Origin of the sequence: Butyrivibrio sp. MC2013 (genome assembly GCF_000424585.1) — a bacterium.
In the GTDB taxonomy this organism is placed as follows: domain Bacteria; phylum Bacillota; class Clostridia; order Lachnospirales; family Lachnospiraceae; genus Butyrivibrio.
The window spans coordinates 121,675-136,131 of record NZ_AUKE01000006.1 but is presented as its reverse complement, the minus strand read 5'-3'; the positions used below and the strand labels follow the sequence as shown (position 1 = coordinate 136,131).

The following is a 14,457-nucleotide window of genomic DNA, read 5'->3' as shown; positions in this document are numbered from 1 at the left end:
ACAGATTCTGATAAAGGAGTAATAATGGCAGGAAAGAATTCCGGAGAAATCCGCTGCTCATTCTGCAATAAGACACAGGATCAGGTGAAGAAGCTGATCGCAGGCCCTGCAGGGGTGTATATCTGTGATGAGTGTGTTGACATCTGTGCAGATATCATTGATGAGGAATTTGACGATGAGATGGAGGCAAAGGTTGATAATGATATCAATCTCTTAAAGCCTGCTGAGATCAAAGACTTCCTGGATGATTTTGTGATCGGTCAGGAAGAGGCAAAAAAGGTCCTCTCCGTAGCCGTATACAATCATTACAAGAGGGTGACGAATCCCAAGGACAATGATGACGATGTTGAACTGCAGAAGAGTAATATCTGCATGATCGGACCTACAGGTTCCGGTAAGACTTATCTGGCACAGACACTTGCCAAGATCATCAATGTGCCTTTTGCCATAGCCGATGCCACTACACTTACTGAGGCAGGCTATGTAGGTGAAGACGTTGAGAATATATTGCTGAAGCTGATACAGGCTGCAGATTATGATATTGAGCGCGCCCAGTACGGTATTATCTATATCGATGAGATAGATAAGATCAGCAAGAAGGGCGAAAATGTATCCATCACCAGAGATGTATCCGGTGAAGGCGTACAGCAGGCTCTTCTTAAGATCATAGAAGGTACGGTTGCCAGTGTTCCCCCTCAGGGCGGACGTAAGCATCCTCACCAGGAAGTGATCCAGATCGATACCAGCAATATCCTCTTCATATGCGGAGGAGCCTTTGATGGTCTGGAGAAGATCATTGAGGCCAGAGTAGATCGCAAGTCTATCGGCTTTAACGCAGAGATACTGGACAAGTCTGAGAGAGAAGTGGGAGAAGTGTTAAAGCAGGTATCCCCTCAGGATCTTGTGAAGTTTGGTATCATTCCTGAGTTTGTAGGCCGTGTGCCTATTGTGGTGACTCTTGAAGGCCTTAGCGCAGATACACTGGTGCGTATCCTCAAGGAGCCCAAGAATGCTCTTGTCAAGCAGTACAAGAAGCTCTTCGGCCTGGATGACGTAGAGCTCACATTTGAGGATGATGCCATAAAGACTATAGCAGATATGGCTCACGAGCGTGAGACAGGCGCTAGAGGTCTGAGATCCATCATGGAGAAGGCTATGATGGATGTAATGTTCACCATTCCTTCTGATGACAAGATCAAGGAATGCATCATTACCAAGAGTGCAGTAGAAGGTAAGAGTCAGCCTCTTCTTGTTTACAAGGATCAGGCAAGGCTGAAACCTGCAAAATAAGTGCTGATCACAGATATCTACAATTAAGTACACAAGGGCGGGGGCGGTGCTCCTGCCCTTTATCTCAGTTTAGGGCCGATCAGCTGCAGCAAATATTTGTCCGCCTGATCTTGTGATCAGATAAGCCTGATATTTTGGCTAAAAAGGAGAAAAAGATTTGGAATATAAGATCAAGACAGCCGAGCTGGAAACAGTGTGCGGTATCACATCAACACTTCCTAAGAATACACAGCCTGAATTTGCCTTTGCCGGCAAATCCAATGTAGGCAAATCATCACTGATCAACGGCCTGATGAACCGCAAATCCCTGGCTCGTACCAGTTCTGAACCCGGCAAGACTCAGACTATCAATTTCTATCATGTGAACAACGAGTTTTATCTGGTGGATCTGCCTGGATACGGCTATGCCAAGAGAGCAAGGACAGAGGTGGAAAAGTGGGGCAAGATGATCGAGAAATATCTCCATACTTCCAAAGCCTTGAAGCAGGTATTCCTCCTCATAGATATCAGGCATGCTCCGGGAGCCAATGACATCCAGATGTATGAATGGATACTGTCTCAGGGTTATGAGCCTGTTATCATTGCAACCAAAGCTGACAAGCTCAGCAAAAACCAGCTTCCCAAGGCTGTAAAGCTTATTCGTCAGACTCTGGGAATGAGCTCTGAGCAGAAGCTGATCCCCTATTCGGCGCTGTCCAAGGCAGGACGCGAGGATATATATCAGCTGCTGGTGGATCTGGCACCGGAGCTGGCTCAGGAATAAAATGACGTAAGGGTCAAAAGTCATTTCGATTCGAGCTTGCTCGAAATCGAATATGAATTTATGACCCGCAAAACATGAGCAAAGTAGCACGTAGTGCGGAATTGCGAATGTTTTAGGATTGTGAGAGTTTCGAAGAAACGGAACAATCCGTTAGTCATAAGGTGTCAAAAGGAACTTTTGACACCTACCTCATAAAATAAGATCATTAACGAAAGCCAATTGTTTACATAAACGATTGGCTTTTATCTTTTTTTAGGAAGTGAACACAATTGCTACACATTTGAATCACAATTCCGTCACAGCTTCTCCTTAGACTTAGAATCATCAAAAGAGATGAGAACCGGCTGAGAGCGTTGATCATATAGCCGATCGAAAGGAGATAATCATGAGTAACGAGAATTATGATCAGATGAATGGTAATTATTCAAATGGTATATCAGAAGGCTACGGCAATATACCTGTAGAGCCCGGCAATAGAGATAATAATAACAAGAAAACCAAAAAGGGCGGAAATAAGATGGCCAGGGCTGCAGCAGCCATTGCTCTGGCAGCAGTCTTTGGATTAAGTGCAGGCGCAGGTGTATACGGAGTCAAAGAGTATAGCTCGGTAGCTGAAAAAGGCATAATGAACTGGCTGGATGAAAAGGCATCAGCTGCAGATGAAGCTGGTGCTGATACTGCAGAAGCCGGAGCTGATCAGCCTGAAAGATCCTCAAAGCTGGGAGAACTGTCAGATGAAGCAAAGGACAGCGGAGCTTTAAAGCTTGGACATGGCGGTGTATCCATCATCAGCAGCGACGTTACAAGCGTAGTAAAGAGCGCAATGCCATCTATTGTATCCATAGATTGTAATTTCAAGACCAGGACCATGAATTTCTTTGGTCAGACCATGGAGCAGGAACAGGCAGGTTCCGGTTCGGGAATCATAGTAGGCAAGAGCGACAGCGAGCTGATAATTGTGACCAACAATCATGTGGTAGAGGGCGCCAGCAGCATGAGCGCCACCTTTAGTGATGGCAACTCAGCTACAGCATATCTGAAAGGCACTGATCCTTCTGTGGATATCGCTGTTATAGCAGTTGAAATAGAGGACATTACAGATGATACCCTTGATGCCATCAAGATAGCTTCCATAGGTAATTCTGATGAGCTCCAGGTAGGCGAGCCTGCCATAGCTATCGGTAATGCTCTTGGATATGGCCAGTCTGTAACAACAGGCGTAGTCAGCGCCCTTGGCAGAGAGATAGAGACAGAGGATGGTGAAAAGAATTCCTTTATCCAGACAGATGCAGCAATCAATCCCGGCAATTCTGGCGGAGCTCTCCTTAATGCGTCAGGTGAAGTCATAGGCGTTACCTCCAGTAAGATCGGTTCTACAACAGTAGAAGGCATGGGCTTTGCAATCCCGATCTCAGACGTAGAAGAGCTCATTGACAGGTTAATGAACCTGGATACCAAGATCGCTGTCAAGGATGAGGACAGGGGAGCTCTGGGCATCTCTGTAATGACTCCCAGCGGCATCGACGGAGCATATGTGGCAGCTGTTAATGAAGGCGGCGCAGCTGACAAGGCAGGCATCAAGGAAGGAGACCTGATCACAGCTTTTGATGGCAACAGTATCACATCCGCAGCTGATCTGACATCTATGATGAGCTATTATGAAAAAGGCTCTACAGTAACTGTAACAGTCCTTCGTAAAGACAACGGTCAGTACGGCAGCCTTGATATAGAAGTCACACTTGGTGAAATGCCTCAGGAAGAGGAAGATAACTAAGAATAAAAATCTAGGGAAAAACACAGTGATAGCGTGTTTATAAAAGAAAACCAAAGAATACATACCTCGTTGGATAATAGTGATAATACGACAGACTGCCGGCAATCATAAATTTGCCGGCAGTCTGTTGTGTTTTGGATATCCACTTGAACTAAGGCCCATAAATATCGGATAATGAAGAGTGGTAGTTAATTGTGCTAAAGAGGACCTATTAATGGCAAAGAGGATACTGATAGACTGGAGGCCCAGGTTTGACCAGAGTGTCAGAGCCAGGGGCATGGATTATCATCTAAAGAACAGAGTGCGCAATATTATCAGGAAGGGGCAGGTGATATCCGGCGAGGTAATAGGAGAAGCAGGGGTGCATTACCTGGTTACCGTGGGCCTTGCGGATAATTCCAATTCTGTGATATATGAGAACTGCACCTGTGAAGAAGCAAGAGAGGGCAAGCGCTGCAGGCATGAAGCGGCTCTTTTGTATGAGCTGGAAAATAACCTTGCCGAAGCTCTTGATGAAATAGAAAACGAGATTGCAGAGATTGCGGTTAGTGAAAATGTCAGTGAAACTGACCTCATGGGCGGAGAGGGTTATAAAATTAATGATAATGGTATAGTGGTATATGATCCGCCGGATAAGGGACAAACGCCGGTATCTGCAGTGGATGAGATCATGAGCTACCGTTATTATGATTATCCTGCGATCCTTGAGAGCGCAGAGATAGAGCCCTCTACCTGGAAAAAGGGAGTGCTCCTGGCCGGGAACGGGGATATCACTATTACGGATGTCAGCTTTCAGTCAGCCACAGGTATGCTATCTTATCTGCAAAAAGATCCAAATTCATCTCCTCATGATAAGTATGCCGTTATAGAGGGAAGACTTAGAAACTCCCAATATAAAGTGAACATTACCATGGGGCCATGCAGAATGATATTCCACAACTGCATGGTCCTTGGATGCCGCGGTAACGGCTTTAAATACGTAAAGGAGCTCTGTGAGCACGAAGCGGCTCTTCTATATCTCTTTAAAGACTATCTGGATAATAACGGGGTTGAAGTGGATGCTACCGATGAAATGGCAGCAGGCCTCATGAGAGCTATCGCATACGACAAGGGCTTGCCTGATACTGAGTGGGATGGGGCCGCCGAAAGTGATGGGCTGGACATAGTTCCTGAGCTTAGTCTGACCGGGAGCGGTGAGCTGGCAGCTGTCTTTTATCTATATACTCCCAGGAAATACAAGATCAGTAAGCTAAATGAATTCTATCTGGCGGTAAAGAATAACAGGCCTATGAAATTTGGCCCTACGGTTATCAGACTGGGCAGGGGGCTCCTGGGTGCTCATGGCCGGGTAGTATATGATTTTCTGGATAATCTGGCTGAGGAAAACAGAGGTGCTCGCATCCATGGTTCCTTTAGGACCAGCAGCTATTCCTCGCTAATGTATAACAGAATGGATGAGAATGTGGACCTGTTTGGATACAAGGATGAAGTATTCCTATATGGTCATTATCTGGACTCCTTTTATGATATCTGCGAAGGATACAGCATAGCTGCTCATGGATTTGACGCTGAGGAGCCGGGAAAAGGCAAAAGGCAGCTGGAAATGGGAAACGAGATGGTCTCCCCAGTCATCAATATAGAGCGCATGCAGGGCAGTGATGACAAGCCTGTGGGAATAAGGATAAGTGGCAGAATCCCCCATGTCTTTAAGGGTGAGAAATATTCTTATATAGTCGCAGGCGGAAAGCTAAACCGTATAAGCAGCCATGATGCCAGGACAATAGAGCCCCTGCAGAGGGCTGCAAAGGGCGGCCTTTTGGACATAAGCGTAGGCATGAGGAATCTGAGCAGGTTCTACTACTACACCCTGCCTGAACTGACAGAGAGAGCAACGGTCAATGTAAAGGATGAAGATTGGATAAATAATTATCTCTTGCCCAAGGCAAGCTTTTGCTTTTATCTGGACAGGGAAAAGGGCTATGTGACATGCAAGGCAGAGTATTCCTATGGAGACTATACAGGGACCTTGTTTGCAGGCTCCATGAACAGCGAGGGCTTTAGGGACACAGGTATAGAAAATGAGGTCCTGCAGCTGCTAGGGCGGTTCTTTCCCGATAAAGATGAAGATAATGAGCTCTTCATCTGCAATGAAAAGAAGAATGAGGAGCTGGTATATGATCTTCTCTCCTATGGCCTTGATGAGATGCAGGCATTGGGCCAGGTGCGTCATACAGACAGCTTCCTGGCGCTGAATATCCGTAAGAATGCCAAGCTAAGGGTGGGTGTGTCCATATCCTCAAATCTCCTGGATCTGGAGCTGTCAGCTGATGATATCAGCCCCGATGAGCTTATGGCTATACTGGACTCATATAGAAAGAAAAAGAGGTATTACAGGTTAAAGAACGGTGACTTTATCCGTCTGGAGGGTGAGAGCATTGAAACTCTGGGCAGGATAATGGATGATCTGCATCTGGACCTGCGCTCCTTTGTGGAAGGCAAAATGCAGATACCTGCCTACAGGGCCCTATATCTGGACAGGATGCTTGAAGAGGGCAGTGGTATGTATGAGCATAGGGACAGGCATTTCAAGAAGCTGATCCAGGAATTCAAGACTATAAGAGACGCAGAATTTGACCTGCCGGCAGGCCTTAAGGGCCAGCTCAGGAGCTACCAGGAGGAGGGCTATCAGTGGATCAGGACCCTTGGTAAATACGGCTTTGGAGGAGTACTGGCAGATGAGATGGGCCTAGGCAAGACTATCCAGGCTATAACGGTATTGGAAGCCCTAAGGGAAGAGGGGGAGGCAGGCACGTCCCTTATCGTGGTGCCGGCTTCTCTTGTTTATAACTGGGGCGAAGAAATCAGGCGCTTTGCCCCCGGTCTGAACTGCATCCTCATAACCGGGAATAAGACTGAGCGCAGAGGGAAGATCAGGGACATAGAGCATTATGATGTGGCTGTAACAAGCTATGATCTCATCAAGAGAGATATAGCTGAGTATGAGGATCACAGCTTTAATGTGCAGATCATAGATGAAGCTCAGTATATCAAGAATCACCTGTCTCAGGCGGCCAAGAGCGTAAAGCTCATAAAGGCAGACTGCAAGCTGGCACTGACGGGCACACCTATAGAAAACAGACTATCCGAACTATGGAGCATTTTTGATTATCTGATGCCCGGTATATTGTATAGCTACAATTACTTCCGGGATAAATATGAAATGCCTATAGTAAGGGACGAACAGACAGATGCCATGGAGAGGCTAAGGAGCATGGTAGCACCTTTTATCCTGAGAAGGAAAAAGAAGGACGTGTTAAAGGATCTTCCGGATAAGCTTGAAGAGATCCGCTATGCGCAGATGGATGAGGATCAGAGGAAGCTCTATGATGCCCAGGTTTATTATATGAAAGCCCGTCTGGAAGGCCAGAGTGAAGAAGACTATACAAAGAGCAAGATAGAGGTGCTCTCAGAGCTGACCAGGATCAGGCAGATCTGCTGCAACCCGGCGCTGTGCTTTGAAAAATACCGCGGCTCCAGCGCAAAGACAGATCTGTGCATGGATCTCATTGGCCAGGCTATAGAAGGAGAGCACAAGATACTGGTATTCTCCCAATTTGTATCCATGCTTGATATACTAAAAAAGCGCCTGGATAATGAAGGAATAAAGTATTATGTGATCACAGGCTCCACACCAAAAGAGCATAGGCTCGAGCTGGTAAAAGCTTTTAATAAGGGCGTAGTCCCTGTATTTCTCATATCCCTAAAGGCAGGTGGCACAGGCCTTAACCTTACAGGTGCGGATGTTGTGATACATTATGATCCCTGGTGGAATCTGGCTGCTCAGAACCAGGCTACGGATAGGGCGCATAGGATAGGACAGAAAAACCCTGTGACAGTATTTCGTCTGATCGCCAGTGATACTGTGGAAGACAAGATATTGGAGCTCCAGGAGAAAAAGAAGGCTCTGGCAGAGGATATTCTGGAGAGTGAAGGCGTAGCTTCGTCATCGCTTTCCAGGGATGACCTTTTGAATCTTCTTGAATGAAAAAGACTTGTTGGATAAATATGAAAGGATTGAGATTTATGCTTGATAATGCAGCATCAAAGGAAAAGATCAATAATATCAAATGCTTTATACTGGATATGGATGGTACCATTTATCTGGGTAATGAACTCTTTGACTGCACACTCCCCTTCCTTGATAAGGTAAAGGACAGCGGCAGAGAATTTTACTTTTTTACCAATAATTCCTCAAAGAGCAGGAATGCCTATATTGAGAAGCTAAGGGCTATGGGCATCGAGATCAGCCCTGACCAGATGATGATCTCCACACATGTGATCCTAAGATTCCTGGCCAAAAATCACCCGGGTAAAACAGTATATGTGGTGGGTACGCCGTCGCTATTAAAAGAATTTGAAGAAGGCGGTGCAAAGATGGTGGAAGATGATCCTGATATTGTGGTTCTGGGCTTTGATACCACCCTTAATTATGAGAAGCTGGAGAAAGCCTGCAGATTCATTCGTCACGGCAGTATATTCTACGGCATCAATCCTGATTGGAACTGCCCGGTTGAAAACGGCGAGTTTATCCCTGACTGCGGCTCAATAGCCAAGCTGATACAGGCATCTACAGGCGTGGAAGCACAGTTTTTTGGCAAGCCCTCAAGGCATACTCTGGATTATATAATCGAGAAAACAGGCTATAAAGCTGATCAGATTGCTATTGTGGGAGACAGACTTTATACCGATATAGCAGTTGCAGATAAGAGCGATGTATCCTCTATTCTGGTATTGACGGGAGAGAGCAGTATGGAGGATCTGGAGGAGAGTGATGTGAAACCGGACATGATATTCGATTCACTGGAGGATATCCGCAAACTCCTGGTGTGAGGTGTGTATGGAAAAAATAGTGATCCTGTTGGGTGACGCAGGCAAGTTCATGGTCCGTGGTATGGTCAAAGGCCTTGAGGCACAGGGCTTTACTACTCTTGTGGTATATCCTGATCTGGAGGGCCTTAGGACCTTTGAGAATAAGACCAATTATTATATCTATTATCTGGAGGGTGATCCCCCGGGTGAAGTGTTGGATTATCTTAACTCTGAGACCGGCGCAGGACTCTTCCATATCTTCCTCGTAGGAAGCGTGGAAGAGATGGATAAGGCCCGGGAAGGTCTTCCTGATATCAAGAATATCCATAGATATGAGAGGCCTATAAATGTTAAAGTCCTAGCTTCTGAAATAGACAGTATCATGAGCGGGGATAAGGGAGGATCTGAAAATGCCAAAAAGAAGATCCTCTTGGTGGATGATGATGGAGTAATGCTCAGGACCATTAAGGGCTGGCTGAAGGATGATCATGAGGTCTTCATAGCAAACTCCGGCTCCAATGCCCTGGGTTTTCTGGAGAATAACAGGGTGGATCTGATACTACTTGATTATATGATGCCGGAGATGTCAGGCCCTGATGTATACATGAAGCTCCATGAAAAGCCTGAAACAGCGGACATACCTGTTATGTTCCTTACTGCCAGAAGCGACAAGAATTCCGTGATGAAGGTTGCAGAGCTAAGGCCTGTTAAATACCTTCTTAAGACCATGGAACCTGATGAACTGAAGGCAATCATAGCAGACTTTTTTGCAGCTAGGCTTGAATAGTATATAAAATAATCAAGATAACCCACCACCTTTAGGTGGTGGGAATATCTTGATTGCTTGATTATTTGAATTGATTACGGGAAGGATCATAATTATATCCTATTGCACTAAGCTTGTCTGTGATCTCCTGCAGGGCTTCATTATCAAGGTCCAGTCCTTCTGCAAGAAGATCAAGGGTTGAGTAATTATCTCTCAGCTGTGTGTTGATGTAGGACAGGAGCATTACGGGATCCTTGGGTAATGTGTTCATCTTTTCCTCCGTGTTAAAATCCATTACAGAATTGGTTCATTATGCACCTTACTGCGCACTTGCAGTCAGGCCGTCTGCGCCTTTGTCAAAGCTTATCACAGCGCCGGGATTGATATTTCCGGACAGGATAAGCTTTGCGGCCATGGTCTCCACGTTCTTTTGTATATAGCGCTTAAGGGGCCTTGCACCATAGCTGGGATCGTAGGCCTCATCGGCGATATATGCCTTTGCTGCATCTGTGAGACTGATGCTGATCTCTCTGTCTGCCAGGCGCTTGTTCAGGTCTGTTACTATCAGGTCTATGATAGCAGTTATATTGTCTTTGGTCAGAGGACGGAACATGATGATCTCATCCAGCCTGTTTAGGAATTCGGGCTTGAAATGCATGTGGAGCTCTTCTGTAACTTCGGCCTGGGCTTCATCTGATATGGAACCGTCTGATCTGATGCCTGAGAGAAGGGCAGGGGCTCCAAGGTTTGAAGTCATGATCAGTATGGTATTCTTGAAGTCTACAGTACGTCCCTGGGAATCAGTTACGCGGCCATCGTCCAGTATCTGCAGCATGACATTGAATACATCGGGATGAGCCTTTTCTATCTCGTCAAAAAGGATGACTGAGAAGGGCTTTCTGCGTACAGCTTCTGTAAGCTGACCGCCTTCCTCATAGCCCACATATCCGGGAGGCGCGCCGATCAGGCGGGACACACTGAATTTCTCCATATATTCACTCATATCTATCCTGACTATATTATTCTCATCATCAAATAGTGATGCAGCCAGGGATTTGGCAAGCTCTGTCTTGCCCACGCCTGTAGGTCCCAGGAAGAGGAAAGAGCCTATGGGTTTGCCCGGATCCTTGATACCGGCCTTGGAGCGCATGATTGCTTCTGCAACCTTTGTTACAGCTTCATCCTGGCCTATGACTCTCTTGTGCAGATGATCTGCCAGGTGCAGAGTCTTGCTCCTCTCGCTTTCGGAGAGCTTGGATACAGGGATTCCGGTCCATTTGGATACTATCCTTGCGATCTCATCCTCTGATACCTTGTCATGCACCAGTCTGGAAGCATCATCAGAAGAGTCTGCAGCTTCTTCTGCAGCCTCAAGCTCTGCCTGGAGCTTTGGAAGTGTGCCATATTGAAGTTCGCTGACCTTGGTAAAGTCGCTGTTTCTGGTAGCTACCTCTATCTCTGCGTTGACAGAGCTGATCTTTTTTCTGATATCAGCCAGGCGCTCTGCAGAATCTTTTTCATTGGTCCACTTGGCCTGGCGCTGGGTGAATTCCTCATTGAGCTCAGCCAGTTCTTTTCTCACATTGGACAGGCGCTCAAGGGAGAGGGAATCGTCCTCTTTGCTAAGGGCAGTCTCTTCAATCTGCAGCTGCCTGATCTTGCGGTTCATCTCATCCATCTCGGCAGGCATGGATTCCATCTCGGTCTTTACAAGGGCGCAGGCTTCATCCACCAGGTCGATAGCCTTATCAGGCAGGAATCTGTCTGAGATGTACCTGTTGGCAAGGACTGCTGCGCTTACCAGGGCATTATCCGTGATCCTGACCTTGTGGAAGTCTTCGTAGCGTTCCTTGATACCCCTTAAAATGCTGATAGAATCCTCTACTGTGGGCTCGTCCACCATTACCGGCTGGAAACGGCGTTCAAGAGCTGCATCCTTTTCGATGTACTGTCTGTATTCATTGAGAGTGGTGGCGCCAATGCAATGGAGCTCGCCCCTTGCAAGGAGGGGCTTTAACATATTGCCGGCATCAAGGGCGCCGTCGGTCTTGCCTGCGCCTACTATTGTATGCAGTTCATCTATAAAGAGTATGATCTCGCCCTGGCTTCTGGCTACGTCTTCCAGGACTGCCTTAAGCCTCTCTTCAAATTCACCTCTGTACTTGGCTCCTGCCACCAGGGATCCCATGTCCAGACTAAAGATCCTCTTGTCTCTAAGAGAAGAGGGGACGTCATTATTGGCAATCCTTTGCGCCAAGGCCTCTACTACAGCGGTCTTGCCGACACCGGGCTCGCCTATGAGGACGGGATTATTCTTGGTCTTTCTTGAGAGGATCTGGATGACTGTGCGAATCTCGGTGTCCCTGCCTATTACGGGATCCAGCTTCTGGAGCCTGGCCTTCTCTACCAGTTCATCGCCGTATTTGCTCAAGGCATCATAGGTGGCTTCGGGATTATCACTGTTGACAGTCTGTCCGCCCCTGACCTGGTACAAGGCCTGGAGAAATGAGTTCCTGATAATGCCAAATTCATTAAAGAGGCTCTTAACCTCTTTGTTTGGATGGGCGATGACTGACAGGATCAGGTGCTCTACGGATACATAGGAGTCACCCATGGCCTTGGCTTCATCCTCGGCATTTATAAGGGCCTTGTTCAGGTACTCGCCCAGATGGACATTGCCTCCTATTACCTTGGGTCTCTTCTCTATGAGGGCTACTACTCTGTTCCTGAAGGTATTAGAATCTATGCCCATCTTGCCAAGGAGATTGGCAAGGAGGCTATCATCCATGTCCAGCAGGGAGAGGAGCAGGTGCTCTTGTTCAATCTCCTGGTTACCATAATCTGATGCCAGCTTCTCACAGCCATTGATGGCTTCTATTGATCTTTGGGTAAATTTCTGTATATTCATGATTACCTCACTTATGGATATGATAAAAAAGTGATCACAAAAACTGTTCTATTACATCTATAACAAATATAACATACTGTATTACGATGTCAACGGGAATACTATTAAATATATCTTAACTTTTGGAGCTATATGATGTATAGTAGGTCGAAAGGGTTAAAATACAGATTAAATAGATTGTTTCAGCTTTTTATGCTACGCAGTCATGATATAACTTTTTTATCAGGAGGAGTATATGCAGATCAAAAAGATTCTTGAAGAAGATAAAGTGACCATATCAATGGAGGTATTTCCCCCAAAGAAAGAAGATAATCTCGAATCCGTGGAGGCTGCTGCCTGCAAGATCGCAGAGCTAAAGCCTGCTTTTATGAGTGTGACCTATGGCGCAGCAGGCACCACAAGGGGATACACTCTGGAAGTAGCCAAAAAGATCATGGATGATACTGCAGTTCCTGTATTGCCTCATCTTACATCTATCGCATCATCCAAGGCTGACGTGGATGATATGCTCAGCGGTATGAAAGAAGCCGGTATCAATAATATCATGGCTCTCAGAGGAGATCCGCCAAAGGACGGCATAGTAAAGGATGATTTCAAATATGCCAGTGATCTTGTGGCTTATATCAGATCCGGTGAATTCGGCAAGAATCTGAGTGTAGGCGGCGCTTGCTATCCTGAAGGACATGTGGAATCAGCAAACAAGAAAGAGGATCTGAAATATCTCAAGGAGAAGGTAGATGCCGGAGTGGACTTTCTGACTACTCAGATGTTCTTTGATAATAATGCCTTCTATAATTTCCTCTACAGGGCCAGAGAAGCAGGCATCACAGTACCTGTACTGGCAGGTATCATGCCCATCACAGCAGCCAGACAGCTGGGCAGGAGTGTTGCCCTCTCCGGCACTATGGTACCACCCAGGTTCAGCGCCATTGTGGACCATTTTGGCACTAGTGACGAAGCTATGAAGCAGGCCGGCATCATCTATGCTTCAGAGCAGATCATTGACCTTATGGCCAATGGTATTAAGCATATCCATGTATATTCCATGAATAAACCTGATGTGGCAGCAGGCATTCTGGATAACCTCATGAAATTATTGTAAAAGCATATGTTATTAGACGTACCTTCAGAAGCACGCATTTACTGCGTGTTTCGTGAGAACATTTTGATTGGATTAAGGAGATATAAGTATGAATAATAAGTTAACAAACATGGTCATGACAGCGTTTTTTGCAGCTTTGTGCTGCGTAGTATCACCTATATCTGTTCCTCTGCCGGGAGGAGTGCCGGTCACCTTGCAGACAGCCTGCGTGCTCCTGGCAGGCCTGGTCCTTGGACCGGTATCAGGTTTTATGGCTATGCTGGTATACCTTATGCTTGGCGCAGTTGGGCTTCCGGTATTTGCAGGTATGAGTGCCGGCATATCTGTAATAGCAGGCCCTACCGGGGGCTTTCTTCTGATGTGGCCCTTTACTGCATTTATAGCCGGCTATATCTATAAAAGGTTTGCGTCTAACAAGAAAGACATTTCCAGATACGTTATCATGGCCTCTGCAATGCTGCTTTCCAGCGTAGTGATGTATGTGGGCGGCCTTATCTGGTTTTGCTTTGTCACAGGCATGGATCTTGCCGGAGCTATCAGTCTCTGTCTGATCCCCTTCATTCCCGGCGATATCCTCAAGATGGCTATGGCAGGTCTTCTTACTCTGCCACTGGAGAAGGCGATTAAATATATGCTTCCCCCAGATACCAAAAAGAAGGTAATAAAAGGGATATGAAAAGTATTTGGAAAGAGTAAGTTCAGTGACCGGGATGTTGACATCAGTATCAATTGCTGCACCAAATCCCACTTTGACCTTTGGGAAAAAATGTGATATCATGACTCAGTTCAGTTTTTGGAGGAACTGGATTTTGAAAAGTTTAGAAACTTTAGCGCCATGAGCCACGCATGACAGCTGCAGGTGCGCGCATACTTCGGGATATGATGAAGATGCAGCCGGCTGCAGAGATGAGTGCAGGGACAACGAGGTTTCGGGTTATCGATAATTCGGCGGGTGCCCGGACGCTTGCATAGGAGCGAAAGCAGT

The 14,457-nt window shown here is 46.4% G+C and carries 10 protein-coding genes; 8 read left to right on the top strand and 2 right to left on the bottom strand.

Going from position 1 to position 14,457, the window contains the following annotated elements:
• The first annotated feature begins 24 nt into the window (after positions 1 to 24).
• The 6 genes from clpX (at position 25) to G636_RS0104245 (ending at position 9,483) form a co-directional block, all read left to right on the top strand.
• Positions 25 to 1,290: an ATP-dependent Clp protease ATP-binding subunit ClpX gene (gene clpX / locus G636_RS0104270; protein WP_026507018.1), complete on the top strand. Its 1,266-nt coding sequence runs from the start codon at positions 25 to 27 to the stop codon at positions 1,288 to 1,290.
• A gap of 157 nt (positions 1,291 to 1,447) precedes the next feature.
• Positions 1,448 to 2,053, top strand: a complete 606-nt coding sequence (yihA, locus tag G636_RS0104265; RefSeq protein ID WP_026507017.1) for a ribosome biogenesis GTP-binding protein YihA/YsxC — start codon at positions 1,448 to 1,450, stop codon at positions 2,051 to 2,053.
• Positions 2,054 to 2,438: 385 nt separating this feature from the next.
• The gene (locus tag G636_RS17270; protein WP_035778737.1) at positions 2,439 to 3,827 is read left to right on the top strand and encodes a S1C family serine protease; all 1,389 of its coding nucleotides are present in this window, start codon (positions 2,439 to 2,441) and stop codon (positions 3,825 to 3,827) included.
• A gap of 214 nt (positions 3,828 to 4,041) precedes the next feature.
• Positions 4,042 to 7,872, top strand: coding sequence for a DEAD/DEAH box helicase (locus G636_RS19315; protein WP_051226506.1), 3,831 nt, complete (start codon positions 4,042 to 4,044; stop codon positions 7,870 to 7,872).
• A 20-nt stretch (positions 7,873 to 7,892) separates the two neighbouring features.
• The gene (locus G636_RS0104250) at positions 7,893 to 8,717 is read left to right on the top strand and encodes an HAD-IIA family hydrolase (RefSeq protein ID WP_242826915.1); all 825 of its coding nucleotides are present in this window, start codon (positions 7,893 to 7,895) and stop codon (positions 8,715 to 8,717) included.
• Positions 8,718 to 8,724: 7 nt separating this feature from the next.
• Entirely contained in the window at positions 8,725 to 9,483 is a 759-nt protein-coding gene (locus tag G636_RS0104245) for a response regulator (RefSeq protein WP_026507015.1), read from the top strand.
• Between the two features lie 61 nt (positions 9,484 to 9,544).
• On the opposite strand, the gene G636_RS0104240 is transcribed toward G636_RS0104245, so the two are convergent.
• Positions 9,545 to 9,733: a DUF4250 domain-containing protein gene (locus tag G636_RS0104240; RefSeq protein WP_026507014.1), complete on the bottom strand. Its 189-nt coding sequence runs from the start codon at positions 9,731 to 9,733 to the stop codon at positions 9,545 to 9,547.
• Positions 9,734 to 9,781: 48 nt separating this feature from the next.
• On the bottom strand, positions 9,782 to 12,370 hold the full coding sequence (gene clpB / locus G636_RS17260; RefSeq protein ID WP_035778735.1) for an ATP-dependent chaperone ClpB: 2,589 nt from the start codon (positions 12,368 to 12,370) through the stop codon (positions 9,782 to 9,784).
• A gap of 235 nt (positions 12,371 to 12,605) precedes the next feature.
• Between clpB and G636_RS0104230 the strand changes: the two genes are divergently transcribed.
• Complete coding sequence (locus G636_RS0104230) at positions 12,606 to 13,472, top strand: methylenetetrahydrofolate reductase (protein ID WP_026507013.1); 867 nt, start codon at positions 12,606 to 12,608, stop codon at positions 13,470 to 13,472.
• Between the two features lie 88 nt (positions 13,473 to 13,560).
• Positions 13,561 to 14,148, top strand: coding sequence for a biotin transporter BioY (locus G636_RS17255; protein WP_051226504.1), 588 nt, complete (start codon positions 13,561 to 13,563; stop codon positions 14,146 to 14,148).
• Positions 14,149 to 14,457 lie beyond the last annotated feature (309 nt).